Annotated in this window: 24 protein-coding genes; 9 read left to right on the forward strand and 15 right to left on the reverse strand. The window is 71.5% G+C overall.

Annotated features, from left to right (window positions below):
- Nucleotides 1–7 precede the first annotated feature (7 nt).
- The 4 genes from aroH to der all read left to right on the forward strand — a co-directional run bounded on the left by aroH (nucleotide 8) and on the right by der (nucleotide 3,680).
- The gene (gene aroH / locus J2S55_RS06155) at nucleotides 8–367 is read left to right on the forward strand and encodes a chorismate mutase (protein ID WP_306857940.1); all 360 of its coding nucleotides are present in this window, start codon (nucleotides 8–10) and stop codon (nucleotides 365–367) included.
- Nucleotides 368–374: 7 nt separating this feature from the next.
- On the forward strand, nucleotides 375–1,484 hold the full coding sequence (locus tag J2S55_RS06160) for a prephenate dehydrogenase (protein ID WP_306857942.1): 1,110 nt from the start codon (nucleotides 375–377) through the stop codon (nucleotides 1,482–1,484).
- A 124-nt stretch (nucleotides 1,485–1,608) separates the two neighbouring features.
- On the forward strand, nucleotides 1,609–2,265 hold the full coding sequence (cmk, locus tag J2S55_RS06165) for a (d)CMP kinase (protein ID WP_306857944.1): 657 nt from the start codon (nucleotides 1,609–1,611) through the stop codon (nucleotides 2,263–2,265).
- 35 nt (nucleotides 2,266–2,300) lie between these two features.
- Nucleotides 2,301–3,680 (forward strand): ribosome biogenesis GTPase Der, encoded by a 1,380-nt coding sequence (gene der / locus J2S55_RS06170; protein WP_306858569.1) that lies wholly within the window; start codon nucleotides 2,301–2,303, stop codon nucleotides 3,678–3,680.
- Between the two features lie 227 nt (nucleotides 3,681–3,907).
- Here the strand turns inward: der and J2S55_RS06175 are convergent, their stop codons facing one another.
- From J2S55_RS06175 to J2S55_RS06190, 4 genes are read right to left on the reverse strand one after another with little or no spacing between them, the layout of a single operon-like run.
- Nucleotides 3,908–5,686, reverse strand: a complete 1,779-nt coding sequence (locus J2S55_RS06175; RefSeq protein WP_306857946.1) for an MFS transporter — start codon at nucleotides 5,684–5,686, stop codon at nucleotides 3,908–3,910.
- A gap of 3 nt (nucleotides 5,687–5,689) precedes the next feature.
- Nucleotides 5,690–6,370 carry an LppX_LprAFG lipoprotein gene (locus J2S55_RS06180; RefSeq protein WP_306857947.1) on the reverse strand — a complete coding sequence of 227 codons (681 nt, stop codon included), beginning with the start codon at nucleotides 6,368–6,370 and terminating at the stop codon, nucleotides 5,690–5,692.
- A 60-nt stretch (nucleotides 6,371–6,430) separates the two neighbouring features.
- On the reverse strand, nucleotides 6,431–6,982 hold the full coding sequence (locus J2S55_RS06185) for a MarR family winged helix-turn-helix transcriptional regulator (protein ID WP_306857950.1): 552 nt from the start codon (nucleotides 6,980–6,982) through the stop codon (nucleotides 6,431–6,433).
- Nucleotides 6,983–6,997: 15 nt separating this feature from the next.
- Complete coding sequence (locus tag J2S55_RS06190) at nucleotides 6,998–7,588, reverse strand: malonic semialdehyde reductase (RefSeq protein ID WP_306857952.1); 591 nt, start codon at nucleotides 7,586–7,588, stop codon at nucleotides 6,998–7,000.
- 111 nt (nucleotides 7,589–7,699) lie between these two features.
- On the opposite strand from J2S55_RS06190, the gene J2S55_RS06195 reads away from it, so the two are divergent.
- Nucleotides 7,700–8,683: a cation diffusion facilitator family transporter gene (locus tag J2S55_RS06195; protein WP_306857954.1), complete on the forward strand. Its 984-nt coding sequence runs from the start codon at nucleotides 7,700–7,702 to the stop codon at nucleotides 8,681–8,683.
- Here J2S55_RS06195 and J2S55_RS06200 read toward each other — a convergent pair.
- Together J2S55_RS06200 and J2S55_RS06205 are read right to left on the reverse strand one after the other, a co-directional pair.
- Complete coding sequence (locus tag J2S55_RS06200; RefSeq protein WP_306857955.1) at nucleotides 8,633–9,313, reverse strand: 4'-phosphopantetheinyl transferase family protein; 681 nt, start codon at nucleotides 9,311–9,313, stop codon at nucleotides 8,633–8,635. The genes J2S55_RS06195 and J2S55_RS06200 overlap by 51 nt on opposite strands.
- Nucleotides 9,314–9,522: 209 nt before the next feature.
- Nucleotides 9,523–10,860, reverse strand: a complete 1,338-nt coding sequence (locus tag J2S55_RS06205; protein WP_306857957.1) for an aminotransferase-like domain-containing protein — start codon at nucleotides 10,858–10,860, stop codon at nucleotides 9,523–9,525.
- Nucleotides 10,861–11,037: 177 nt separating this feature from the next.
- Here J2S55_RS06205 and J2S55_RS06210 point away from each other — a divergent pair, with 177 nt between their 5' ends.
- The 4 genes from J2S55_RS06210 (at nucleotide 11,038) to J2S55_RS06225 (ending at nucleotide 14,797) form a co-directional block, all read left to right on the forward strand.
- Complete coding sequence (locus J2S55_RS06210) at nucleotides 11,038–11,691, forward strand: LysE family translocator (protein WP_306858570.1); 654 nt, start codon at nucleotides 11,038–11,040, stop codon at nucleotides 11,689–11,691.
- Between the two features lie 286 nt (nucleotides 11,692–11,977).
- Nucleotides 11,978–12,862, forward strand: coding sequence for a phosphotransferase family protein (locus J2S55_RS06215; RefSeq protein ID WP_306857959.1), 885 nt, complete (start codon nucleotides 11,978–11,980; stop codon nucleotides 12,860–12,862).
- Nucleotides 12,863–13,211: 349 nt separating this feature from the next.
- Entirely contained in the window at nucleotides 13,212–13,793 is a 582-nt protein-coding gene (locus tag J2S55_RS06220; RefSeq protein ID WP_306857962.1) for an RNA polymerase sigma factor, read from the forward strand.
- A 2-nt stretch (nucleotides 13,794–13,795) separates the two neighbouring features.
- Nucleotides 13,796–14,797 (forward strand): LCP family protein, encoded by a 1,002-nt coding sequence (locus tag J2S55_RS06225; RefSeq protein WP_306857963.1) that lies wholly within the window; start codon nucleotides 13,796–13,798, stop codon nucleotides 14,795–14,797.
- A 146-nt stretch (nucleotides 14,798–14,943) separates the two neighbouring features.
- On the opposite strand, the gene J2S55_RS06230 is transcribed toward J2S55_RS06225, so the two are convergent.
- The 9 genes from J2S55_RS06230 to J2S55_RS06270 form a co-directional block, all read right to left on the reverse strand.
- Entirely contained in the window at nucleotides 14,944–15,861 is a 918-nt protein-coding gene (locus J2S55_RS06230) for a hypothetical protein (protein WP_306857965.1), read from the reverse strand.
- Nucleotides 15,862–15,865: 4 nt separating this feature from the next.
- Nucleotides 15,866–17,230 carry an MCE family protein gene (locus J2S55_RS06235; protein WP_306857966.1) on the reverse strand — a complete coding sequence of 455 codons (1,365 nt, stop codon included), beginning with the start codon at nucleotides 17,228–17,230 and terminating at the stop codon, nucleotides 15,866–15,868.
- Entirely contained in the window at nucleotides 17,227–18,246 is a 1,020-nt protein-coding gene (locus tag J2S55_RS06240) for an MCE family protein (RefSeq protein WP_306857968.1), read from the reverse strand. The genes J2S55_RS06235 and J2S55_RS06240 overlap by 4 nt, the downstream gene beginning before the upstream one ends.
- Nucleotides 18,247–18,316: 70 nt before the next feature.
- On the reverse strand, nucleotides 18,317–19,399 hold the full coding sequence (locus J2S55_RS06245) for an MCE family protein (protein WP_306857969.1): 1,083 nt from the start codon (nucleotides 19,397–19,399) through the stop codon (nucleotides 18,317–18,319).
- Between the two features lie 62 nt (nucleotides 19,400–19,461).
- Complete coding sequence (locus J2S55_RS06250) at nucleotides 19,462–20,487, reverse strand: MlaD family protein (RefSeq protein ID WP_306857971.1); 1,026 nt, start codon at nucleotides 20,485–20,487, stop codon at nucleotides 19,462–19,464.
- On the reverse strand, nucleotides 20,487–21,554 hold the full coding sequence (locus J2S55_RS06255; RefSeq protein WP_306857973.1) for an MCE family protein: 1,068 nt from the start codon (nucleotides 21,552–21,554) through the stop codon (nucleotides 20,487–20,489). The genes J2S55_RS06250 and J2S55_RS06255 overlap by 1 nt, the downstream gene beginning before the upstream one ends.
- Entirely contained in the window at nucleotides 21,551–22,567 is a 1,017-nt protein-coding gene (locus J2S55_RS06260) for an MlaD family protein (protein ID WP_306857975.1), read from the reverse strand. Before J2S55_RS06260 ends, J2S55_RS06255 begins: the two co-directional genes overlap by 4 nt.
- A gap of 6 nt (nucleotides 22,568–22,573) precedes the next feature.
- Nucleotides 22,574–23,440, reverse strand: a complete 867-nt coding sequence (locus J2S55_RS06265) for an ABC transporter permease (RefSeq protein WP_306857977.1) — start codon at nucleotides 23,438–23,440, stop codon at nucleotides 22,574–22,576.
- Nucleotides 23,440–24,249 carry an MlaE family ABC transporter permease gene (locus tag J2S55_RS06270; protein WP_306857978.1) on the reverse strand — a complete coding sequence of 270 codons (810 nt, stop codon included), beginning with the start codon at nucleotides 24,247–24,249 and terminating at the stop codon, nucleotides 23,440–23,442. The genes J2S55_RS06265 and J2S55_RS06270 overlap by 1 nt, the downstream gene beginning before the upstream one ends.
- Nucleotides 24,250–24,415 lie beyond the last annotated feature (166 nt).

The following is a 24,415-nucleotide window of genomic DNA, read 5'->3' on the forward strand; positions in this document are numbered from 1 at the left end:
AACGACGATGGTGCGGGCGATCCGCGGCGCGATCCAGGTCGAGGGCAACGACCGGGAGGCCATCCTGGCCGGGGTGACCGAGCTGGTCACCGAGGTGATGGGGCGCAACAGGCTCACGACCGACGACGTGATCAGCGTGATCTTCACGGCCACGCCCGACCTGACCGCGGAGTTCCCCGCCCTGGCCGCCCGCAAGCTCGGTTTCCACGACGTGCCGCTGATCTGCGCCTCCGAGATCGACGTCCCGGGCGCGCTGCCCCATGTCGTCCGGCTGATGGCCCACGTGGAGACCGACCGGCCCCGCCAGGAGATCCAGCACGTCTACCTGCGCGGCGCGGTGGCGCTGCGTGTGGACATCGCCCAGTGACCCCGTCATGCGTCACCACGCCCGCCGAGCCCAGGGAGCACGCGTGAGCGGCCTCGAAAGCGTCCTCGTCGTCGGCACCGGCCTGATCGGCACCTCGGTCGCCCTGGCCCTGCGCGAGCAGGGGGTCACCGTCTACCTGGCCGACCGCGACGCCGGAGCCGTACGGCTGGCCCGGGAGCTGGGCGCCGGCACCGAGTGGACCGCCGGGCGCAGCGTGGACCTCGCGGTCATCGCGGTCCCCCCGCACGTGGTCGCCGACCGGCTCGCCGACCTCCAGAAGGCCGGCGCCGCCCGTTTCTACACCGACGTGGCCAGCGTCAAGGCGCTCCCGCTCCGGCAGGCCGCCGACCTCGGCTGCGATCTGACCACCTACATCGCCGGGCACCCGCTGGCCGGCCGGGAGCGCTCGGGGCCCGCCGCGGCCCGGGCCGACCTGTTCCTGGGCCGTCCGTGGGCGCTGTGCCCGACGGAGGAGACCTCGCCCGACGCGGTGGAGGCCCTGCGCGGGCTGATCAAGCTCTGCGGCGGCGAGGCCGTCGAGGTCGAGGCCGCCGAGCACGACAGGGCCGTCGCGGTCGTCTCGCACGCCCCGCACGTGGCCGCCTCCGCGGTGGCCGCCCGGCTCGCCGAGGCGCCGGAGACCGCGCTCGGCCTGGCCGGGCAGGGGGTCCGTGACGTCACGCGCATCGCGGCCGGCGACCCGGGCCTGTGGACCGGGATCCTGTCGGGCAACGCGCTGCCGGTGGCCGACGTGCTGGAGGCGGTGGCCGCCGACCTGGCGGCCGCGGCCGCCTCGCTGCGGGCCTCCGCCGACCCGGCGGCCATGGGGCGGGTCACCGAGCTGCTGCACCGCGGCGTCGCGGGCACGGGCCGGATCCCCGGCAAGCACGGAGGCCCGGCACGCACCTATGCGACCGTCCAGGTCATCATCGGTGACCGTCCGGGCGAGCTGGCCCGGCTGTTCCTGGTGGCCGAGGAGGCGGGCGTCAACATCGAGGACGTCCGGCTGGAGCACGCCCCCGGGCTGCCGCTGGGCGCCGCCGACCTGTCCGTGCAGCCCGAGGCGGTGGAGACGCTGTCGGAGGCGCTGCGCGCGCACGGCTGGCAGCTGCCGTAACGGGTCCGTCCCGCGCCCGCTCCGGCGGGAGGCGGGACGCTCAGGGGCGATCGATGCGTGCTTCCGTCCCCGCTCCCGGTAGCCTCGTACGGACAACTGAAGCGGGCTGCAAGGGAGAGGCGTCGTGACCGGACTGGTCGTCGCCATGGACGGTCCTTCGGGGTCGGGCAAGTCGAGCGCGTCGCGCGGGGTCGCGCGGGCGCTGGGGCTGCGTTATCTCGACACCGGAGCGATGTATCGGGCGATCACGTGGTGGATGCTCGAACGGGGCGTCGATCTCACCGACCCCGGGGCGATCGCGGCCAGGGCCATGGAGCCGGTTCTCTCCATGGGCACCGACCCGGACGCCCCGTCGGTGGCCGTGGACGGCGTCGACGCCGCCGTGGCCATCCGCACCTCCGAGGTCACCGCCGCCGTCTCCGCGGTCAGCGCCGTGCCCGAGGTGCGGCGCCGGCTGGTGGCCGAGCAGCGTGAGGTCATCGGCGCCGGCGACATCGTCGTCGAGGGCCGTGACATCGGCACGGTGGTCACGCCCGACGCCCCGGTCAAGATCTATCTGACCGCGAGCGCGGACGCCCGGGCGCTGCGCCGTACGGCGGAGCTCACCGGCACCACGGTGGAGGCGCAGAAGGCCGCGATGGCCAGGCGCGACACCCTGGACTCGACGCGGAAGGCAGACCCGCTCTCGATGGCGGCCGACGCCGTCGAACTGGACACCACGGCGCTGAACCTGGAAGAGGTCATCGCCGTGGTGCTACGTGTGATTAAGGAAAAGGCGTGACCGGGGAAGAAGACAGCGGCTGGATCGAGGCTGAGCTGGCCGATCTGGGTACCGACGACAGCTCTGAGCAGGAAGCGGGCCACGACTCCGGCCCGCAGCCGGTCGTGGCCGTGGTGGGCCGCCCCAATGTGGGCAAGTCCACCCTGGTCAACCGGATCATCGGCCGCCGCGAGGCGGTCGTGGAGGACGTGCCGGGCGTGACCCGCGACCGGGTCACCTACGACGCCACCTGGCGTGGCCGCCGGTTCACGGTGGTCGACACCGGCGGCTGGGATCCCGACGCGACCGGCATGGCGTTGAAGATCGCCGAGCAGGCGCAGGTCGCGGCCGAGCTGGCCGATGTGATCCTGTTCGTGGTGGACGCCGTGGTGGGCGTGACCGACGCCGACGAGATCGTCGGCCATGTGCTGCGTGGCTCCGGCAAGCCGGTCATCCTGGCCGCGAACAAGGTCGACAACCAGCAGATGGAGCTGGAGGCCGCCGCCCTGTGGGCCCTGGGCCTGGGCGAGCCGCAGCCGGTCTCGGCCCTGCACGGCCGCTCCAGCGGCGACCTGCTGGATGTGATCCTGGACAAGCTGCCGGAGACGCCGCAGCAGCGCTTCGGCGTCGAGCGCGGCCCGCGCCGGGTGGCCCTGCTGGGCAAGCCCAACGTGGGCAAGTCCTCGCTGCTGAACAAGCTGGCGGGTGAGGAGCGGGTGCTCGTCGACCCGATGGCGGGCACCACCCGTGACCCGGTCGACGAGCTGGTCCAGCTCGGCGGCAAGACCTGGCGCTTCGTCGACACCGCCGGCATCCGCCGGCGCGACCGCGAGCTGAAGGGCGCCGACTTCTACGCGAGCATGCGCACCCGGGGCGCGCTGGAGCGCTCGGAGGTCGCGGTCGTGCTCATCGACGCCAGCGAGGTGCTGACCGAGCAGGACCTGCGGATCATCTCCCTGGTGATCGAGTCGGGCCGGGCCATGGTCGTGGCGTTCAACAAGTGGGACCTCCTCGACGAGGACCGCCGCTACTACCTGGAGAAGGAGATCGACCGCCAGCTCATCCGCGTTCCGTGGGCGCTGCGGGCCAACATCTCCGCCAAGACCGGCTGGCACGTGGAGAAGCTCGTCCCGGCCATCGACAGGGCGCTGGAGTCCTGGTCCACCCGGGTGCCCACGGCCCGGCTCAACGCCTTCCTCACCGACCTGGTCGCGGCCACCCCGCCCCCGGTCCGGGGCGGCAAGCAGCCCAAGATCCTCTTCGCCACCCAGGCGTCGACGGAGCCGCCCAAGTTCGTGCTGTTCACCTCGGGATTCCTCGAGGAGACCTACCGCCGCTTCATCGAGCGCCGCATCCGCGAGGAGTTCGGCTTCGCCGGCTCTCCGATCGAGGTCACGATGAAGATCCGCGAGAAGCGGCCGGCCCAGAAGAAGTGACGGCCGGCGGACGGCCCGGCTCACGCCGGGCCGTCTGTCGTTTCCGCGCCTCCTCGGACGGAGGCCGGCCGCCTCCCGGGCCGGAGCCCCTGTCCCGCGCTCTCATCGGCCCTCCGGCCGTGACTCTCGGGACCGTTCGTGACGCCCGGGACCGGCCGCCTCCCGGACCTCGCGGGCCCTCGCCTCGTCCCACCCCTGGTCAAGCCGCTGTCGAGTGGGCGTCCGGCTCACTTCACGGCCGCGTCCGCCGGCCGGTGCGGCAGCAGCAGCGCCACCAGCGCCCCCGCCGCGCACAGGGCGGCGGTGAGCAGGAAGATCTCGCTGTACTCGATGTGCAGGGCGGCCCGCACCCTGCTCTCGTAGTCGGCCAGCCGCCCGGCGTAGACGGTGGGGTCCACGCCGAACGGCAGCGGCGTGTCCAGGTCGGCGGTGAGCGACTGGAAGCGGTGGAAACCCCAGGCCGACAGCCCGGCGACACCGAGCAGCATGCCCATCATCCGGGCCACGACCACCGCCGCCGACGCCACGCCGTGCTGGGCGGCCGGTGTGGCCCGCAGCACCGCCGAGGAGACGGGGGCGATCACCACGCCCAGGCCGAGCCCGGCGACGACCAGGTCGACGTCCATGCGGTATCCGGCGGCGGCCAGGTCGGCGGGCCACTGGCCGATCCGGACGTAGCCGGCCGTGGCGAGCGCCAGCCCGGCCACCGCGACCACCCGCTCGCCGTACCGGCGGGCCACGACCCCGCCCAGCAGCGCGGCCGCCGAGAGCGCGACGAGAAAGCGGGACAGCACCAGCGCGCCGTCCAGCGTCTCCAGCCCGAGCAGCGTCTGCGCCGACAGCTGCACGTCCACGAGCGTGACCAGCAGTGCCGCGCCGGTCAGGAAGCTCACCCCGAGCGTGGCGAAGAACGGCCCGCGCAGGACCCCCGCCAGGTCGATCAGCCGGGTCCGGGCCCGGCTCTCCCACCCGGCGAACGCGGCGGCGGAGGCCACCCCCGCCACGATCATGGGCAGGCCCCACGGCGGCAGGACCGAAGCGCTCGGGTCGGGGTTGTAGAGCCCGGCCACGAGCAGGCCCAGCGCCAGGGCCAGCAGCAGGCCGCCGACCACGTCGACGCGGGTCCTGGCGGCCGGGCCGCGGACCGGCGGCGGCACGGACCGGTGCACGGCCACCGCGGCCAGGGCGACCAGGGGGAGGTTCAGCCAGAAGATCGACCGCCAGCCGCCGAGCTGGACGCCGCCCAGTTGCAGGGTGGGCGGCACCAGGGCGGCCAGGGCCGCGCCGTACAGGGGGCCGAGCACGCTGCCGAGCTCCTGGGCCGCGCCCACCGCGCCGAGGGCCACCGGGCGGTCGCGCTCGTCCCACAGGTCACCGACCAGGGCCATGGTGATGGGCAGCAGCGCGCCGCCCGCCAGACCCTGCAGGGCCCGTCCGGCGACCAGCCAGGCGACCGTGCCGCCCAGCGCGGTGACGACCGAGCCGACCGCGAAGCCCGCCAGGCAGAGATGGATCAGCGGGCGCCTGCCGTACCGGTCGGAGAGCCGGCCGAGCAGCGGCATGGCCGCGATGTAGCCCAGCAGGAAGCCGGTGACGATCGGGGTGGCCCGCTCCAGGTGGTTCAGCGGGACGTCGGCGTCCTTGGCGATGTCGACCAGGACGGTGACCACGACATAGGCGTCCAGGGCGGCCAGCAGTACCGCGGTGCCGCCCACGCCGAGCGCGGTCCGCCGCCGGGCAGCCGGATCTCCGCCGGGCCCGGGGTCGCTCGTACGGTCGGCCGCGGGCTGCGTGGTGGAGCCGTCCGCATGGCCGGGCGCCGGGTGCGTGGTGGAGCCGTCCGCACGGTCGGCCGCGGGCTGCGCGATGGGGTGACTCGCATGGTCGGACGCGGGCTGCGCCGTGGAGCCGGTCTCCCCGCGCGTCGCAGGGGCGCCGGTCGGATCCTCGGCCGCCGGGGGCGTCGCCGGGCGGCCGGTCGCGGGGTGCGGGACAGGGTCGGTCACGGGTCACTCCGCCGGTGCGGTGACCTGGACCGGCACGTCGTAGTCGCGGAAGGTGACGATCACCTTGCCGCCGTTCAGCGGCAGGTCGGCCTTGAGCAGGCGGTTGGTGGACCTGTCGATCCAGAGCCTGCCGTTCACGCTCTGCGTGAGCCCCGGCACCATCGTGGCCAGGACCTGCTGGGAGAGCGTCGCCGAGACCCGGTAGGCGCCGGTGCCGTCCACCTTCTCCTCGGCCTCGGTCTTCGGGTCCAGCGCGTTGCTCAGGAGCTGGACGATGCCCCTGTCGGGGTTGAGGATGGCCGACGGGTCGTAGATCGAGGCCAGCTGGCTCCGCGATATCTTCTGGAAGCCGCCGGTCACGCCCTTGAAGTGGACGGTCTCCCCGATCAGGACGAACTGGATCTCCTGGAGGCTGCCCGCCAGGTCGATGTTGATGGTGCCGTCGGCGTCGCCGGTCCCGCTGAGGCGGCCGCTGGCCTTCTTGACCGGCACCGGCGGGGTGCCCTCGGTCTCCATGGTGAAGGCGGCGGACTTGACGCTCCGCATCGCCTCCGCGGACTTCTTGACCAGCTCGGCCCCGCCGGGCAGCGCCGCCTGGTCACCGGGGGAGCCACCGCCGCCGCACGCGGTGATCAGGGAGAGCGCGGCGATCACCGCGGCGACGAGGATCCGGCGAGCAGACATGGCCGGATCGTAGCGACCGCTCGGTCAACTAAGGGAGAACCCGCCGGTATCGGTTTCGCTTCAGCGCAGGCTTTTGAGGTGGTTCACCACGGGGACGTAGGCCGTCTCCAGCTCGTGGAGCTGGTCGTCGGTGAGCAGGTCGATGAAGTGCCGGCGCACGCTGGCCACGTGGTGCGGCGCGACCTTCTGGATGGTGGCCCAGCCGTGCTCGGTGAGCACGGCGAAGGTGCCGCGCCGGTCGTCGGCGCAGGTCTCCCTGGCGACCAGTCCGGCCGTCTCCATCCGGGAGATCTGATGGGACAGGCGGCTGCGGGACTGGATCGTGGCGTCGGCCAGGTCGCTCATGCGCATGCGGTGCTCGGGGTGCTCCGAGAGGTTGACCAGGATCTCGTAGTCGTTGACCGAGAGCCCGAAGGTCTGCAGATCGCGATCGAGCCGGTGCTCCAGGAGCTTGTGCGCGGCCAGGTGGGCACGCCAGGCCCGCTGCTCAAGCGAGTTGAGCCAGCGGGGATCCTCGGTGTCCACCGATCGCTCACCCTCGTCCGTCTGCTGTGCGGGCGGCTCCGGCCGGCCGGCCATTCCGCTTCCCGCGTCGGCGCGCTCCCTGCTCATAGGTCAGAACCTACATCAGACGGCCGTGACCACCTCCTCGTAGGACAGGCGGGGAAGACGGTCGAACCACGCGTTCTCGCCGGGCCTGCCGATGTTGACGACGGCCAGCACGGTGTGGGCGTCGTCGAGGAACTCCTTGTCGATGCCGGCGGCGTCGTAGCCTGCCATCGGGCCGGCGGCCAGGCCGGCGGCGCGGACGCCCAGGATGAAGTAGCCGAGCTGCAGGGTCGCGTTGAACCTGGCCGAGTGGGCGCGCCTGGCCTCGTCGGCGGCGAACATGTCCCTGGCGCCGGTGGCGTGCGGGAAGACCTTGGGGAGCTCCTCGTGGAAGTCCAGGTCGGCGGCGAGGATGGCGACCAGCGGAGCGGCGGCGGTCTTGGCCTGGTTGCCCGGGCTCATGAGGGGGATCAGCCGCTCGCGGGCTTCGGGGCTGCGGACCAGGACGATCCGGAGCGGCTGCTGGTTCATCGCGGTCGGGGCGTACTTGACCAGGTCGTAGATCGCCCGGATCTGCTCGTCGCTGACCGGCTCGTCGGTGAAGGTGTTCGCCGTGCGGGCGTCACGGAAGAGCAGGTTCTGGGCGTCGGAGGAGAGCACGAGAGCCATTTTGTGTCCTTAGATGCTTTATGGGTTATATGTCCGCATCAACATAGGTGAACCTTCAACTATTCCGGTCCAGTCCCTGAGACGTGGCTCACAGGCACGTACAGTGATCGAGTGGTGGACAAGGCGGCGGAGAAGGCCGGATCGGAGAGCCTCGGCACGGTGGTCGTGGCGGGCCTGGCCAACCTCGCGATCGCGGTGGCCAAGCTGGTCGCGGGCCTGATCAGCGGCTCGTCGGCGATGCTGTCCGAGGCCGCGCACTCGGCCGCCGACACGGTCACCGAGATACTGCTGTTCGTCGCGGTGCGCCGGTCCGGCCACCCCGCAGACGCCCGGCACCCCTTCGGGCACGGCATGGCCGGCTTCTTCTGGGCGCTGATGGCCGCCTTCGCCACCCTCATCGGCGGGGCCGGGTTCTCCATCACCCACGGCCTGCACGAGATCGGTCACGGCGAGGAGCTCGCCGACCTGAGGATCTCCTACGCCGTCCTCGCGGTCTCGGCCGTCATCGAGGGCCTCTCGTTCCTCAAGGCGCTGTCACAGGTGCGCGCCGAGGCCGCGCGGCTGAGGGTGAGCCCGCAGCGCTACGTCTCCAGAACCACCGACACCGCGCTGAAGGCCGTGCTCTTCGAGGACGGCGCCGCCCTGGTGGGCCTGCTGATCGCCGCGTGCGGCCTGCTGGCCTACCAGCTGACCGGATCCCCCCTGTGGGACGGCGTCGCCTCGGTGGCGATCGGCCTGCTGCTGCTCGGAGTCGCGCTCAACCTCATCCGCACCAACGTGTCCCTGCTGATCGGCCAGGCGGCGCCCGTGCGGATGGAGCAGGAGATCAGGGCCGAACTCCTCGCCCTGCCCGAGGTCGAGGGGGTGGTGGAACTGCTGACCATGATGCTGGGGCCGGACGAGGTGCTGGTCGCCGCCCGGGTCGACTTCGCCGACGACACCACCGGGGCCGTCCTGGAGCTGGCCGCCGACCGGGTGGCGCGCAGGCTGGAGGCGCGCTTCTCCTCGATCTCGCAGGTGTTCCTCGACCCGACCCCGGGAAGGTCAGCCCAGGGTGGCCGGGTGGTCGGTGACGACGCAGACCGCGACGGCTGAGGCCGTCCGCCACTCCAGCAGATGCTTGCCCTCCCACTCCAGGCGGTGGAGCCGGGCTCCGTCGAGGCGGGGCCCCGGTCCGTCGGGGGAGGGCGCCTCCACCGTGATGGGGAGCGCGGACAGGTCCGCGGTGCTCAGGTCGTCCAGGGTGAGCTCGCCGCGCTTGATCAGCGCCTCCTTGCGGACCCAGAGGCGGATCAGCTCCTCGCTGTCGCGGACCAGGGCCCGCTCCGCGGGAGCCAGGACGTGCGCGACCAGGGCCTTGTCCATGGGGCCCGCGGGGACGCGCTCGGCGTCCACGCCGACCCGGCCCGGGCCCACCGCCGCGCACACGTATCCGTGGCTGTGGGAGAGGCTGACGCCGAGTTCGGGGACCTCCGGGAAGTACGGCTTGCCGTGCCCCGGCCCGCAGCGGTCGCAGTGCTGCAGCAGCGTCAGCCGGTCCTCGGGGACGCCGACGACCTTGGCCGCGCACTGCCGTACCAGGAGATGGGCCGCGACGAAGTCGCGCCGGTCGCTCTCTCTGAGGAACGTCGCCGCGCGTTCACGCTCGATCTCGGTGAACAGGTCCATTCTGTCGGGGGAGTAGATCTCGTCGGTGGGACCGGCCAGCACCAGGCAATCGCGCATCTGCTCAGATTAAGCGTTTCAGGGCCGTAAGAGGTGATCTATCGATGGATCACCGGTGATACGGCGACCGCCCCGGCCGCCACCCCGCTCGGGACGGTGGCCGGGACCCCGAATCCCCCGGGTAAGGCCGCGGGCCCGGCGCCGACGCCGAGTTGCTCCCGCTCCGGGCAGGCGGACCTCGCCATGGGACCTTCCCTCGTTCCCGTCCGTCACTCGGCGATCAGGTCGTCCGGCGTCGAGCGGGCGAGACCGGCGAGCGTGGCCAGGGCCCGCGCGAGGGTTTCGGTGGGCGGGGAGGCGAGGCCGAGGCGGATGGCGTTCGGGGCGCGGTAGTGGCCGACGGCGAAAGCCGCCGCAGGAGTGACCGCGATGCCCTGGCGTGCGGCGGCGGCGACGAAGGTGTCGGCCCGCCACGGCGGCGGGAGCTCCCACCAGCAGTAGAAGGAGTGGGGATCGCTGTGCACCGCGAACTCCCCCAGATGCCGGGCGACGAGCTCCTGGCGGGCGGTGGCCTCCCGCTGCTTGGCGCGGGCCACCGTGTCGACGACGCCGTCGCTCAGCCACCGGGTCGCGGCGTCCAGCGCGAAACGCATCGGCGTCCAGCCGCCGGAGCGCAGGGCGGTCGAGACGTTCGCGCCGAGGGCCTCGGGGACGACGGCGAATCCGAGCGTCAGGCCGGGAGCGAGCCGCTTGGAGAGGCTGTCGACGAGGACGGTCCGTTCGGGGGCCAGCGCGGCGAGGGGCGGGAGGTCGGGGCGGAGGAAGGACCAGATCGTGTCCTCGATCGCGTGGAGGTCCAGCCGCTCCAGCAGGTCCGCGAGCTCGGCCCGGCGCTCCACGGGCATGGTCAGCGACAGCGGGTTGTGCAGCGTCGGCTGGAGGTAGATGGAGGCGAGCGGGGTCTTGCGCGTGGCGGCCTCGACGGCCTCGGGGACCACTCCGGCCGCGTCGACGGCCAGCGGCACGAGAGTGACGCCGAGGCGGCCGGCGATCGCCTTGACGACGGGATAGGTGAGCTCCTCCACGCCGATCCTGGCTCCGGGGGGCGCCAGCGCGGCCATGGCGGCGGCGATCGCCTGACGGCCGTTGCCCGCGAACAGGACACGCTCCTGGTCCGGCCGCCAGTGCCCGCGCGCGAGCAGCTCGGCGACGCGGCTGCGCGCCGGGAGCGTCCCCGCCGCGCCCACCGGACGCATGGACGACTCCAGCACGTCGGGGCGGAGCAGGGAACCGATGCTCGCCGCCTGAAGACTCGCCTGCTCGGGCACGAAGGCGTAGTTGAGCTCCAGATCGACCCTGCTGTCGGCCGGTTCGGCGAGGGCGGGGTCGGGGCGTGGAGCGGCGGCCCTGACGAACGTGCCGCGTCCGACCTCGCCGACCGTCAGGCCGCGGCGGACGAGCTCCTTGTAGACGCGGGCGGCGGTGGAGTTGGCGATGGTGCGCTGCCGCGCGAACTCCCGCTGCGGCGGCAGGCGGTCGCCCGGCCGCAGCCGCCCGGCCGCGATGTCCGCCGCCACCTCGTCAGCCACCCGCCGGTAGTCATCCATGGCCGTCTCCTCCTCGGCAGAATTCAAGCATAAAATTGCTCCGAGTGCAATTTCTAATATTGCACTGAAATGAATTGAGGAGATAGCTTCGGCATGTCGGCGCAATCGGCGCCCCCGGAACGGTTACCCGGGCCTGCGACGACCTCGGGGCTCGAGCGCGGAAGGTGGACGGTGGCAATGGTCGAACAGAGCGCGCTGCTCGGTGTGGTGTCGGTCGCGCTGGGCATGGTGCTGTCCCCGGGCCCGAACATGATGTATCTGGTGTCGAGAAGCATCAGCCAGGGGCGCCGGGCCGGGATCATCTCCCTGGGCGGAGTCGCAGCCGGATTCCTGGTCTATCTGGTGGGTGCGAATCTGGGCCTCGCGGTGCTGTTCGCCGCTGTGCCGGAGCTCCTCGCCGCCATCAGGATCATCGGGGCGCTCTATCTGCTGTGGCTCGCCTGGAGAACCATCAGACCCGGCGGCGTATCGGTCTTCACCGTTCAGGACGTGCCCGCCGACTCCCCGCGGCGGCTTTTCACCATGGGGCTGATGACGAACCTGCTCAACCCGAAGATCGCCATCCTGTACATCTCGATCATTCCCCAGTTCGTCGACCTCGACAGAGGCGACGTGCTGCTCCAGGGCATCATCCTCGGCGGCTTCCAGATCATGGTGGCCGTCTCGGTGAACCTGTCGATCGTGCTGGCCGCCGGGGCCGTCGCGGGCTTTCTCACCCACCGTCCGTCCTGGCTGCGGGCCCAGCGGATCACCATGGGGAGCCTGCTCGGGGTGCTGGCCGTCATGCTCGCCCTCGGCAGCTCCGGGACTTTCACCCCCCACCTGGCCTAGCACTCCTCCGGCTCGCCCCGCCCGGTGCCGCCCGGCCCGCTGAGTCTCACCTCGCGGGCCGGCCCAGGCATCGCCTAGGATCAGTCGCTCATGCGGTGGTCGCCTGAGGGACGGTTCCCTGTCCTCCTCCGACAGAGGCTTCCAGCCAATACGTGGGGAGCGGATCGTGGGCGTGTCACGCAGGGTCGTCACGGTTGATCACCTGGCGGGAGTCGCACGCGCGGCTCTGGGCGCCGGACATCGCCTGACCGGCGTCTCACGGCTCCGCGGCGGTAGCAAGAAAGGCGTGTACCGCCTCACCTTCGACAATGATTCCACCGTGATCGTCTACATCTGGGACGACGCCGAGAACTACTGGCCCGCCACGCGGATCGATGAGACCGAGAACCACGCGGATCCGTTCTCGCACGCCTCTGGCATCGACCTGTTCGAGGCCGCGCACCGGCGCCTGGACGCCCTGGGGATCCGCACCCCGCGGATCCATCTGGCCGACCGGAGCAGAAGCCACTACCCGGCGGACATCGCAGTGGTCGAGGACGTGCCCGGTGCAACGCTGGAGGCATTGCTCCAACAAGACCCGCACGGCATGAAGGCGCCTCTGTCACGGCTTGCCGACGCGCTCGACGTGATGCAGCGGCATCAGGGACCGGGCTTCGGCAAAGTCGCTCTGATCGATGACGGCGGCGTCTCCCAGGGATACTCGTGCGAGCAGGTCGTCCTCGACCGCGCCCTCGACGACCTCGCCGAAGCCGCCTCGCGCGACACGCGGATCGCGGACACCCGCGACCGCCTGGAGGACGTGGTCCGCGGACTGGCCGCCACGGTGCGCCCACGCTCGGAGTACGGGCTCATCCACGGCGAGCTAGGGCCGGATCACGTGCTGGTGGACCGGCACGGGAACCCCGTCCTCATCGACATCGAGGGCCTGATGTTCTTCGACGTCGAGTGGGAACACGCGTTCTTGCGGCTCCGCTTCGGTGAGCACTACCGGTGGCTGCGCAGGAGCGGCCTCGACGAGCAGCGCCTGACCTTCTACACGCTGGCGCTGCGCCTGTCGCTCGTCGCCGGACCGCTGCGGCTCCTCGACGGCGACTTCCCCGACCGCGACTTCATGATGGAGATCGCCGAGCACAACCTCCAGCAGGCTCTTGCCTTCCTGCGCCAGGAGTGAGACGCACCGAGCTCATCACTCGTCCAGGGCGGAGGGCCGGCCGTCCGCCCACTCTGACCGCCCACGACCACCGAACCCCTTGGACCAGTCACTCAGGCGGGTGAGGGCGACGACGCCCGGGGCGGAGTCCAGCGTCAGACGCCCGGGTCGGAGTCCGGCGTCATGAGGGCGCCGCGTTCCACCCAGGAGTCGTAGCCCGCACATGCCGGCCTGTGGTCGCGGACCACCAGGGGGACGGGGCGCCCACCGCGGGCCTCGCCGCCGTGAACCCGGGTGGTGAGCTGCCGTGAACCCGGGTGGTGGGTTGTGGTGATACATCCCTGACCCACTTCCCTACAGAAGGGCGGAGATGATCACACAACCCGCCACCCGGGGCGGCGACGCCGACCTCGTCAGCGCCTCCTGGACCCAGCCGGAGGCGTTCGCCGAGCTGTTCGATCGCTACTCCGGCATGCTCTACCGGTATGTCGCCAAACGGCTCGGCCCGGAGCCGGCCGAGGACCTCGTCGGCGAGACGTTCCTGGTCGCCTTCTCCCGCCGCAGAAGCTATGACCTGGCCTACCCGGACGCCCGGCCCTGGCTCTTCGGCATCCTCACCAAGCTCATATCCCGTCAGCGCCGCACCGAGGCGGCCCGCTACCGGGCTCTGTCACGGGCGCCCGTGGACGGCCACGAGGACTCGCCCGCCGACCGGGTGGCCGCCGGAGTGAGCGCGCAGGCCGCCCGGCCCGCTCTGATCAGCGCGCTCGCGGCGCTGCCCGCCAAGGACCGCGACGTGCTGCTGCTGATCGCCTGGGGCGACCTGACGTACGAGGAGGTCGCGCAGGCACTCGGAATCCCGGTCGGCACCGTACGCTCCCGCCTCAACAGGGGCAGGCGGAAGGTACGGGCGGCGCTGGGCGACACCAACCCGATGGTCGAGGAGGCGTGACGATGGACGACCTGAAGATGCTGCGCGACCTTGGCGCCGAGCTGGAGCACCAGCCACCGGCGACCCTGGCCCGCCAGCGCAACCGCCTGCCGGTCCACCAGGGCGACCGCCTGCCGGCCGCCCGGTCCCGCCTGCGGGTGGGCCGGCCGGTCATGGGCCTGGCCGCCGCCGTCGCCACCGTGGCCGCCGTGGCCGTGCCCACGCTGATGCTGAACGCCGGTGAGAGCGCCGCCCCGGCCGGAGCCAGACCGGTCAAGGTGACCGAAGCGCTGAACATCCTCGTTGTCGGCACCGACAGCCAGGCCGGCACCCCCCGCTTCCGCAGGGGCGCGCGTAGCGACAGCATCCTGCTGGCGCATCTGCCGGCGGACCGGGAGCGGATCACGTTCGTCAGCCTGCCGCGCGACTCGATCGTCCAGATCCCCGCCTGCGGAGCGATGCCGGCCCGGAAGGACATGATCAACTCGGCGTTCGACAAGGGTGGCCTCGCCTGCACCGTCAAGACGGTCGAGACGCTGACCGACGTGCGGATCGACCACGCGATGGAGTTCAACTTCCAGGCGTTCAAGGAGGTGGTCGACGCCCTCGGCGGCGTCGAGGTCAGGCTGCCCAAGCCCGTGAACGACCACAAGGCCAAGCTGACGCTCCCCGCCGGCAAGAGCCTGCTCGACGGCGAGAAGGCGCTCGCCTACGCGCGGCTGCGCTACTACGGCGACGGCTCGGACATCCAGCGGATCAAACGCCAGGTCGCGCTCATGCAGACGATGCTGAGGAAGGCCAGGCAGGGACTTACCGACCCCGTCCGGCTCCGGTCGTTCCTCTCCGCGGCGACCAGGAGCGTGAAGAGCGACATGGACCTGGAAACGATGGTCGCCGTCGCCGAAAGCGCCCGCGAGAGCCGGCCGACGTTCCTCGCGGTGCCCTGGCAGCCGGCTCCCGGCGACCCCAACAGGATCGTCTGGAAACAGCCCGAGGCGAGCAAGCTGTTCGGCAGCCTGCGCTAGCTCGAACTTCACCTGAAGAGTCTCCGGAGTGACCTTCGCGTGATCGACGGGGCGGTCCCTGGCCGACGGGCCCCCCGGGAGGGACCGCGCGGGTCTCTCCCGGTCCGCCACAGACCACAGCGGCGCCGCGGGCCGCGTCGGGAGCCCTATCCGTCCTTCTTGCCGGTGCTCGGGGAGGGGGCGGGGGTGGGGGCCGCGTCGACGGCCTTGCCGTTGGGGTCGGTGACCAGCTCGTCGGCCGCGCCCATCACGGTCGCGTCGTTGACCTTCCACTCGCCGCCGGTCTTGATCAGGCCGAGCTCCATGTAGGTGCCGAGCATGCGCCGGGTGCCCGCGGTGCTCGTGACCTGGGAGTCGACGACCGTGATCGCCTTGGCCCGGCCCTCGGCGACCTCCGCGACGTAGACGCCCCGGACCGAGGCGGACGAGTTGGCCTTCATCGACGTGATCACGCCCTCCAGCGGGCTGAAAGCCTCGTCGTAGGTCTTCTCGAAGTCCTCGCCCGAGATGGCGAAGACCTGGTCGCGATAGGACTGGAGGTCGGAGTAGTCGTAGGTCTGCAGGGCCACGGCGAACTCGCCCGCCCGCGCGGACACCGCGCTGCGATCGGCCTTCTCCTCGGCCAGACGGTCGGCGGCCATCCACTGGAGCACGGCGGTCGCCGCCGTCGCCGCGAACGCCATGGCCGCGACCGCGCCCACCAGCCTGCCGCGCCATCTCCCGGCCCCCGCGAGGCGGCCCCGTTCCCCGTTCCCGGCCGCCTCTTCGGGCGCCGCCCCTTCCGGTGTCACCTGGTCCGGGGCGGCCTTGTCCGAGGCGGCCTGGTCCGGGGCGGCCCGGTCCGGCGCCGCTCCGTCCGGGGCGGCCTTGTCCGGGGCGGCCTTGTCCGGGGCGGCATTGTCGGGGACGGCCTTGTCCGGGGTGGCCCGGTCCGGCGCCGCGCCGGTGGCGGGCACGGCCGCGGGGTCCGGCTGGGTGGGCTCCCCGCCGTCCTCGGGGACCTCACCGCGGCCTGAACCCGTTTCCTGAGGGAGCTCTTCGGGCTGCTGAGGGACTGGGCTCATCTGCTTACTCCTGTTCACGGCGGCGAGACGCCCGGCCGACGGCGATCCAGCCGAGCACGCCGCCGGAGACGGCGACGGCGAAGAGGATCGCGGCGATGAAGGGGGTGAGGTCCTGGCCCGCGGAGTCCGAGGCCCGGTCGGCGCCCACCGAGGGAGTGGCGGCCGGGCCGGAGTCCTCGGCGTCGGGGACGCCGGACGGCCCGTCGCTCTCCTGCGGTGTCGGTGTCGTCTCACCGGACGGGCCGTCGCCGGCCCAGGAGCCGTCGGTGGGGTGCGGACCGCGGTCCTCGTCGTCGTCGGTCCTGGTGGACGTCTTGACCGGGGCGCCCTTCGGGCAGGAGCGCAGCGCCTGCACCTTCGGCGGGGGCAGCGGGCCACGGTATTCCAGCGGCACCCGGGGGCCGCCGGGGACGCTCAGGACGAACGTGGTCCTGCCGTACGCCCCGTCGGCCCGCCTGTCGACCACGTCGGCCAGGAGCGCCTGGGCGGTGGGCACGGTCCGGAGCAGATGGTTGACGTGCGCCCGGTTCCGGGGGGTGAACACCACGCCGGGGTTCATGCCCGCCGCGGTCAGCGCGCAGGACAGGCCGGGGCGGGCGGTGTTGAGCAGGTCGTCGACCTGGCGGAAGAAGCCGGGGCCGTGGTCGAGAGTGGCGTAGAGCTGCCTGCGGGACTCGCGGATCGACCGGGTCACCCCGGCCAGGTCGGTCACCCCCTGGGACAGCTTCTCGCGCCTGCCCGCCAGCGTGCCGGTCAGCCGGGTCAGCTCCACCGACAGATCGTCCAGCAGGTCGGTGTTGTCGGCCAGGGTCGCGGTGAGGCCGTGCGCGTTGTCCACGATCTCGCGGATCGAGGTCGTCCGGCCGTTCAGTCCTGTCGCCAGCTCGTGCACGATGGTCCGGGCGTCCTCCGGCGGCACCGCGTTCAGCAGCTTGCCGACCCCGTCGAACAGTTTCCTGTAGTCGAGCGGGACCGAGGTCCGGGCCAGCGGGATGGTGGCGCCCGCGGCCAGGGTGCCGCCGCCGGCTCCCGCGCCGGGCGGGGAGATCTCCACGTACGGCTCGCCGATGGCGGACTTGCGGCGTACCTCGGCGGTGACGCCCTGCGGCAGCCGTACGTCGCGGTTGATGCTCAGGCCCACCACGATCCTGCCCGGGGCCAGCGCCACGTCGTCGATCCGGCCGATCCGGACGCCGAGATAGGCCACGTCGAAGCCCCGCACCAGACCGGGGGAGGACAGGAACTCCGCGTTGATCCGGTACGGCCGCTCGATGACGTCGAGCTTGATGATGCTGGTGAACGCCCACACGGTCATCACCACGCCGAGCACCGCGAAGAAACCGAGGTTGATCCAGATGCGGTTCCTCATCGTGGCGGCTCCAGCAGCAGGCGGAAGTCGTCCACCGGGTTGGGCGGACGCGGCCGGTCGCTGCTCTTCTTCGGCTTGGGCAGCAGCAGCCCCTTGAGCCAGACGAAGGTCAGCAGCTGGCCGTTCACCACGATCGGTGGCAGGTCGATGAACCGCTGTATGCGGCTGACCAGGACCTTCAGGTCTTCCTTACCGCGGACCATCGAGGTGGAAACCGCGTCGAGCTCATGTAACAGGGTGCGCAGCCGGGCGGCGTGCCTGGGATAGACGGTGCGGTTGACCTCGCGGGCCAGCGCGGTCAGCTCCTGGAGGGTCTTCTTCACGTGCTTGCGGCCGTGGTTCAGCCGGGCGGTGGCGTCGGCGAGCGTGCCGGGCAGCCGGTCCAGCTCCCCGCTGCCCTTGGCGAGGTCGTCGCCGAGCTCGGCCAGGCCGTCTATGGTGCGGGCCAGGTCCTGGCGGGTCTCGGCGTAGGCGGCGGTGACCTCGGTGATCTGCCTGAGCAGTCGGTTGAGATCTTTCCCCTTGCCGCCGAGGCCGGTGGCCGCCGCGTCCAGGACGGCGTTCACGTCCTGGGCGCCGAGCGCGTCGATCAGTGGCCCGGCCCGCTCGGTGACCTGCTCGATGTCCGGTTCGACCGAGGTCTCGGCGATCGCCGAGCCGCTGCGCATGAACGGCCCGCCCGTCATGTCCTTGCCCGCGGGCAGCTTCAGCTCGACGTAGTTCTCACCCAGGATCGAGGTCTTGGCCACGACGGCGCTCGTGCCCTCGGGCACCCGGACGCCGTCCTCTACGGACATGGTGACCTTCGCGCGGTATCCCTCCAGGCGGATGTCGGTCACGCTGCCCACCCGGACGTCGGAGATCTGCACGCTGTGCCCGGCCACCAGGCTCTGCACGTCGTCGAAGGTCGCGGTCAGGGTCAGCTCGCCGGTCGGCGCCCCGACGGTCTGCAGGGTGCACGCCGCCGTCAGGCAGAGCCCGGCCAGCCCCGCGGTCAGCCGTGTCCACGTCCTCATCCGGCGCCCTCCCTTCCCGCAGGTCACCCACCGCTCCCGTCCGCCCGGCGGCCGGCCCGCCGTACCGCGCTCACCGCCTCGCCCTCTCCCCGGCACAGTTGCTCAGCTCTCCGGGCAGGCACGGCACCTTGCCCAGGCCCAGTGCCTCGAACAGCGGCCTCAGCCAGGCCCGGGTCATCGCGTTGAGCACCAGGCGGATCTTGATCACATGGTGTTCCCGGTCCCAGGACAGGATCAGGTTGTCGACGAACTCGCGGGCCCCGGCGATGGCCGCGGCCGCGGACTCGCTGTTGACCTTCATGGTCAGCACCAGCTCGGCCAGGTTGGCCACGCCCTTGGGCAGTCTCTCCTGGTAGGCCTCGATCAGCACGTCTCCCCGCTGCACGAACTCCGCCAGGCCGGTGATGAAGCGCTTCATGCGCCGGCGCTCGTCGGCCAGGGTGGCGCTGGCCTCGGCGAAGGCGTCGATGGCCGTCTTGACCTGCCCCTCGCGCCGGTTGAGGCTGGAGGCGAGCCGGTTGAGGCCGTCGGCCAGCTCGATGAGCTGCTGGTCCTGTCCGGAGAGGGTGCGGGTCAGCGAGGCGGCGTCGGCCAGCGCCCGGTTGATCTGGCCGCCCCGGCCCCTGACCGTGTCGGCCAGGTTCCCGGCCACCTCGCCCATCTTGTCGGTGTCGAGGGCGTCGGTGAGCTTGGTGAACGCCTCCAGGGCGTCGTCGATCTCCACCGGCAGGTCGGTCCGCTCCAGCGGGATCACCGCACCGGGGGCGATCCTGGCCTGGCCGGGCTTCCACGGCGGATGGAGCACCACGTTCCGCTCGCCGAGCGTGTTCTGTGCGGCCACGACCGCCTTGACCCCGGCGGGCAGCGGCACCTCCCCGTCGATGATCAGATCCGCCCGGACCCGGTCACCCTCGACGGTGAGCTTGTCCACCGTCCCGGCGTCCAGGCCCAGCACCTTCACCTTGGCCTGCTCGTACAGGGAGGGCGCCGCGCTGAAGTAGGCCGTCAGCCGGTACGGCGACGCCCCGCCGGGCAGCAGCGAGCAGCCTCCCCCCGACAGCAGCAGCACCCCGGCGAGGAGCGCCGCGGCCGTTCTCCTCAGGGGGTGTCGGCTCCCGGGCGCGCGGCCCGTCCCCGCCGGTCCATGTGTCATCCGGGTCGCTCCGCTCCCGGGCGCGCGGTGTGCGCGGCCCGTCCCTCGCGGTCTGCGGCGTGTCATCGGCTGTTCCTGTCCTTGCGGATGGCGCCGAGCACCTCGGGGTTGATCGGGCCGAGCCCGGTGGCGATGGCCTCCACCCACGGGCCCTGGCCCCCGGCGGTGGCCAGCCCGGAGAAGGTGGGCCCGACCCAGGCGAGGACGGAGTTGAGCGCCTTGCCGCTGGTGGAGTCGAGCCGGTTGCCGATCGCGGTCATGTCGTCGACCACCGCGATCAGGTTCTTCTCGTGCTCGGTGACCAGTGTGGTGATGCTGTTGACCAGGTCGCTGCCGTCGCCGAGCAGGGACTTCAGCTCGTCGCGGCGGCGCCGCAGCTCGTCGAGCATGATCTCGATCGAGTCGATCAGCCGGCCGAGCTGCGCGTCCTTTGTCTCCAGTACGTCCATGATCTTGTTGCCGTTGTCCAGCAGCCTCCGCAGCTGCGGCTCGCTCTCGCTGATGATCTCCGACAGCTCGCCGATGTTGTCCAGCAGCTTGCTGACCCTGCCCTTGCGGGCGGGTCTGAGCTCGGCCAGCTCCGTCAGGAGCTTGTCGACCGAGTCGGTGTCGAGCCTCTGCACCAGCCGGGTGGCGTCCTTGAGCGCGTCGGTGACCAGCACGGGGGTGCTGGTCCGCGACATCGGGATCCGCCGTCTCTCCTCGGGCAGTTCGTCCATGTAGGGGCGGGTGACCGGTCCGGTGAGCTTGACGTAGCGGCCGCCCAGCAGGTTCGACAGGGTGATCTCGGCCCGGGTCTGCGGGCCGAGCCTGATCCCGTCGTCCACCTTCCAGGTCACCACGACGTGTCCCTGGCCGTAGTCGGCGCGGACCTCGGTGACCTTGCCGACCGGGACGCCCGCCACGCGCACGTCGTTGCCGGAGCGCAGGCCGGCGGAGTCGGGCAGCACCGCCGACATCGTGTAGCCGCCCTCCAGCAGTCCGAGGTTGCCGACGAGGAAGGTGGCGACCAGGACGGCGGCGAGGGTCGTCATCGACACCAGGCCGACGACGGTCTTGTTGCGGTCGCGGAACGACTTCAGCGCCATCAGGGCCCCACCAGCACTCGCCGCAGGTTCCCCGTGCTGGTGAGCTTGAGACTGCCGCGCAGCGGCGGGGGACTGCTCATCGGATAGGGACAGGGCAGGGGGCCCAGCGCCAGGCAGGGCACCGCCGTGGTGACGAAGTGGCCCCGGCCGGTCACCTGGAACGAGCGCCGCAGCGGCGGGGTGATGGTGTTGAGCACCTTCTCCACGCTGCTGATGTTGCGCCGGATGCCGCCGGTGAGCCGGGTCATGCTGTCGACCATCCGGCCGAACTCCCGGGAGTTGCGGCCGAGCACCTGGTCGTTGACCCTGACCGTGGCGGACAGCTCCACCAGGGCGTCGTCGACCAGCTCGCGGTTCCGGGCGAACGCGCCGGTCAGCGCGACCAGGTTGTCCACCAGCCGGGAGATCTGCCGGTCCCTGCGGGCGACCACGCCGGTCACCGTGGCGTAGTCCTCCAGCAGCCCCTTGATGATCTTCTTGCGTTCGGCGACCGTGGTGGTCAGGTCGTTGAGGTTGTCGACCAGTTCGGGGATGTTCTCCTGGTTGCCGTCCAGCGCCTCGCCGGCCGCGGTCAGCAGTTGGTTGATCTGGTCGGGGTCCAGGCTCCGGGTGAGCGGGCCGAGGTCGCTGACCAGCTCGCCGATGTCCACCACCGAGCTCGTCAGCTTCACGCGGGCCCCGTCGCCCAGCATGTCCGGGGCGGTGCCCGGCTCCAGGTAGACCACCCGCTGGCCGATCGTGTTGCGCCACCGGACCGCCGCCGAGCTGTCGGAGGGCACCTTGACCGCCGCCTGCACGCCGAGCACGACCTCGGCCCGGCCGTCGACCACCTCGATCGACTCGACCTGGCCGACCGGCGCGCCCGCGATCTTCACCTGGTCGCCCTCGTGCAGCCCGGAGACGTCGTCGAAGGTGGCCACGAGGCGGTAGGTGTCGCCGAGGCTCACCCGGGCGATCTGGGCACCGATCAGGACGGTCAGGGTGCCCGTCACGAGCAGGAAGAGGACGAACTTGGCGAGCGTCCAGCGGCGCTGGATCTGCTCTCTCGACCGGGCCAAAGGGCTCACCTGCCGTTCGTGGGGCCGCAGGCGCCGACGAACAGCTCGCAGATGTCGGTCGCGACGAAGGCCTCCATCTTGATCTGGTTGGCGCCGCCCGGACCCTCACCCGAGACCAGGTCGTTCAGCACGGTGAGGATCTGGTTCAGCCCGCGCACCCCGTCGCCCGCGATGCCGAGCTGCGCGTAGAGCAGCGCGGCCGCGCGCTCCCCGGCATTCACCGCGGCCTTGAGGTCCTTGCGGTGCTTGCGCAGGCCGTGCGCGCTCAGGTGCGAGATCTCGTCGAACTCCCGCAGCAGCGCGCGGACCTTGTCGGCCCGCTTCAGCAGGTCCGGGGTGATCACGTTGAGGTCGGAGGAGATCGCCACCAGCTCGTCGCCCTTGTCGGACAGCGCGGCGCTCAGCGCCCCGGCGTCGCCGATGAACCGCCGGAACTCGCCGCGGCGCCGGTGGGCCACCTCGACGATCTTCCCGGTGTCGTCGACGATCTCCGCGATCTGCGGGCCCTTGCCGTCCAGGCCGCGGCCCAGGGTGTGCACGATGGTCGTGATGTCCTTGGGGTCCACCGCGCCCAGCCCCTCGTAGGCGTCGGTGAGGGAGTCCGACAGGTCCTTGGGCGCCTCCGTCCTGGTGATGACGGCGCCGCTGTCCAGGTAGGGGCCGCCCGTCTCGCCGGAGCCGAGGACGAGGTTGACGAACTTGGGGCCGAAGACCGAGGTCGGCTCGATCGCGGCGGTGACGGTCTCGGGCACCTTGACCCCGGGCTCCACGTGCATGGCGACCACGGCCCGGCCCTCGGGGTCGAGGGTGACGGAGCTGACCCCGCCCACCGTGATGCCGCGGATCTTGACGGGGGAGTTGGGGTCCAGCCCCTGCCCGGCGTGGGTGAACACGGCGGTCACGCGCATGCCGCTCACCTGCGCCGCGGCCCGGATGACGAGGAGGAGGGCCAGGACGAGCGCGAGCACCACGCCGAGCGAGATCGCCAGCCGGACCGGCAGGGGGACTTCACCGCGCGCCATCGCCGCTCACCCCGTCAGCTTCACGCCGCTGCCGTTGCCCCAGAACAGGTAGGACAGCAGCAGGTTGAGGAGGATGACGGTGACGATCGACTGGCGGATCGCCCGCCCGGCCGCGGTCCCCACGCCGACCGGGCCCCCGGTGGCGTTGAACCCGTAGTAGCAGTGGATGCTGATGACGGCGAAGGCGAAGACGATCACCTTGATCACGCTGTAGACGATGTCGATCAGCGGCAGGCCGAGGTAGAAGTAGTAGTCGTAGACGCCCGGCGACATGCCGAACAGGACCGTGCACATCAGCCGGGTGGCGAAGAAGCTGGCGAACAGGGCGATCAGATAGACCGGGACCAGCGCGATCAGCGCGGCCACCACCCGGGTGCAGATCAGGTAGGTGAAGGCGTTGATGGCCATCACCTCCAGCGCGTCGATCTCCTCGGAGATCCGCATCGCGCCCAGCTCGGCGGTGAAGGACGAGCCGACCTGCGCCGCGAGCGCGACCGCCGCGATGATCGGGGTGATCTCCCGGACGTTGGCGAAGCTGCCCACCAGGCCGATGAAGGACTCGGCGCCGATCGCCTGCAGACCCTGGTAGCCCTGCAGGCCGACGGTGGCGCCGACCGCGAAGGCCATGGTGAAGGCCACGAAGACCATGCCGCCGCCGATGACGGTCGCGCCGACGCCCACCACCACGTCGCTGACCTGACGGAGCACGACCTTGGTGAACTTCATCCGGAAGACGATGTCCCGCAGCGAGTAGAAGACGACCTTCCACAGGAACAGCGGCCAGTCCGACAGCGAGGCCAGGCGGTCCGCGAGGTCGCGCAGCACGCCGTAGGCGCGGAATCCGGCGGTGCGCGCGCCCGGGATCGTCGCCATCACAGGGGCCTGGGCGGGTAGGCGAGGAAGTAGATCATGGTGACCACGTAGTTGACCGCGAACACCAGCATGAACGTGACGACCGTGGACTGGTTCACCGCGCGTCCCACGCCGACCGGGCTGGTCTGGCAGGTCATGCCGAAGTAGCACGACATGATCGCCGCGATGAAGCCGAAGATCCACGCTTTGAACAGGGTGACCAGCAGGTCACTGGTGACCAGCAGGGACACCGCGCCGTCGAAGTAGGCGCCGGGGGTGACGCCCTGGATGACGACGTTGAAGAAGTAGCCGCCGCCCGCCCCGGCCACGATGACCAGCGGCACGAGCAGCACGGCCACCGTGCTCGCCGCCCACAGCCGGGGGGTGACCAGGCGGTGGACCGGGTTGACCGCCATCACCTCCATGGCGGCCAGCTCGTCGCGGATGTTGCGGGCGCCGATGTCTGAGGTCATGGCCGAGCCTCCGGCGCCCGCGATGAGCAGGGCCGAGGCCATCGGGGCGACTTCGCGGACCAGGCCGACCACCACGGCGCCGCCGGTGGCCGAGGAGGCGCCCAGCTGCCAGGCCAGCTGGCCCACCTGGAGGGCGACGGTCGCGCCCAGGGGGAGGGAGACGAGCAGGACGGGCAGACTGGTGACACGGGCGAGGAACCAGCACTGCTGGACGTATTCCCAGAACCAGGTCCGGACGTCCCAGGTGCGGCGGAAGCCCTCGAGCGCGATCACCGACATGTCGCCGACCCGGCCCAGCATGTCCGTGCTCCTGCGGGCGAGGTAACCGGTGACCCCGTCCTGCCCGCCGACCGCCATCAGTGCGCCGTCCGTTGTGCCATGACCACCTCGGGGCTCGCGACTCCGACCATGGATCAGTCACCCTACTGACGGGTAGTCCAGTAAGTCGATGGCTCCTGGGTAATTTGATGAAAAGGGATGAGGCCCAGATCACATCTTGTCAGGGCCTCACACTTTCCGCAGG

The sequence above is a fragment of the Streptosporangium brasiliense genome (assembly GCF_030811595.1).
Taxonomy (GTDB): domain Bacteria; phylum Actinomycetota; class Actinomycetes; order Streptosporangiales; family Streptosporangiaceae; genus Streptosporangium; species Streptosporangium brasiliense.

Coding starts and splice junctions, on each gene's coding strand:
- aroH (WP_306857940.1), top strand. CDS start 8: ATGGTGCGGGCGATCCGCGGCGCGATCCAGGTCGAGGGCAACGACCGG.
- J2S55_RS06160 (WP_306857942.1), top strand. CDS start 375: ATGCGTCACCACGCCCGCCGAGCCCAGGGAGCACGCGTGAGCGGCCTC.
- J2S55_RS06180 (WP_306857947.1), bottom strand. CDS start 6,370: ATGTCTGCTCGCCGGATCCTCGTCGCCGCGGTGATCGCCGCGCTCTCC.
- J2S55_RS06185 (WP_306857950.1), bottom strand. CDS start 6,982: ATGAGCAGGGAGCGCGCCGACGCGGGAAGCGGAATGGCCGGCCGGCCG.
- J2S55_RS06190 (WP_306857952.1), bottom strand. CDS start 7,588: ATGGCTCTCGTGCTCTCCTCCGACGCCCAGAACCTGCTCTTCCGTGAC.
- J2S55_RS06200 (WP_306857955.1), bottom strand. CDS start 9,313: ATGCGCGATTGCCTGGTGCTGGCCGGTCCCACCGACGAGATCTACTCC.
- J2S55_RS06205 (WP_306857957.1), bottom strand. CDS start 10,860: ATGGATGACTACCGGCGGGTGGCTGACGAGGTGGCGGCGGACATCGCG.
- J2S55_RS06210 (WP_306858570.1), top strand. CDS start 11,038: ATGGTCGAACAGAGCGCGCTGCTCGGTGTGGTGTCGGTCGCGCTGGGC.
- J2S55_RS06220 (WP_306857962.1), top strand. CDS start 13,212: ATGATCACACAACCCGCCACCCGGGGCGGCGACGCCGACCTCGTCAGC.
- J2S55_RS06225 (WP_306857963.1), top strand. CDS start 13,796: ATGGACGACCTGAAGATGCTGCGCGACCTTGGCGCCGAGCTGGAGCAC.
- J2S55_RS06230 (WP_306857965.1), bottom strand. CDS start 15,861: ATGAGCCCAGTCCCTCAGCAGCCCGAAGAGCTCCCTCAGGAAACGGGT.
- J2S55_RS06235 (WP_306857966.1), bottom strand. CDS start 17,230: ATGAGGAACCGCATCTGGATCAACCTCGGTTTCTTCGCGGTGCTCGGC.
- J2S55_RS06240 (WP_306857968.1), bottom strand. CDS start 18,246: ATGAGGACGTGGACACGGCTGACCGCGGGGCTGGCCGGGCTCTGCCTG.
- J2S55_RS06245 (WP_306857969.1), bottom strand. CDS start 19,399: ATGACACATGGACCGGCGGGGACGGGCCGCGCGCCCGGGAGCCGACAC.
- J2S55_RS06250 (WP_306857971.1), bottom strand. CDS start 20,487: ATGGCGCTGAAGTCGTTCCGCGACCGCAACAAGACCGTCGTCGGCCTG.
- J2S55_RS06260 (WP_306857975.1), bottom strand. CDS start 22,567: ATGGCGCGCGGTGAAGTCCCCCTGCCGGTCCGGCTGGCGATCTCGCTC.
- J2S55_RS06265 (WP_306857977.1), bottom strand. CDS start 23,440: ATGGCGACGATCCCGGGCGCGCGCACCGCCGGATTCCGCGCCTACGGC.
- J2S55_RS06270 (WP_306857978.1), bottom strand. CDS start 24,249: ATGGCGGTCGGCGGGCAGGACGGGGTCACCGGTTACCTCGCCCGCAGG.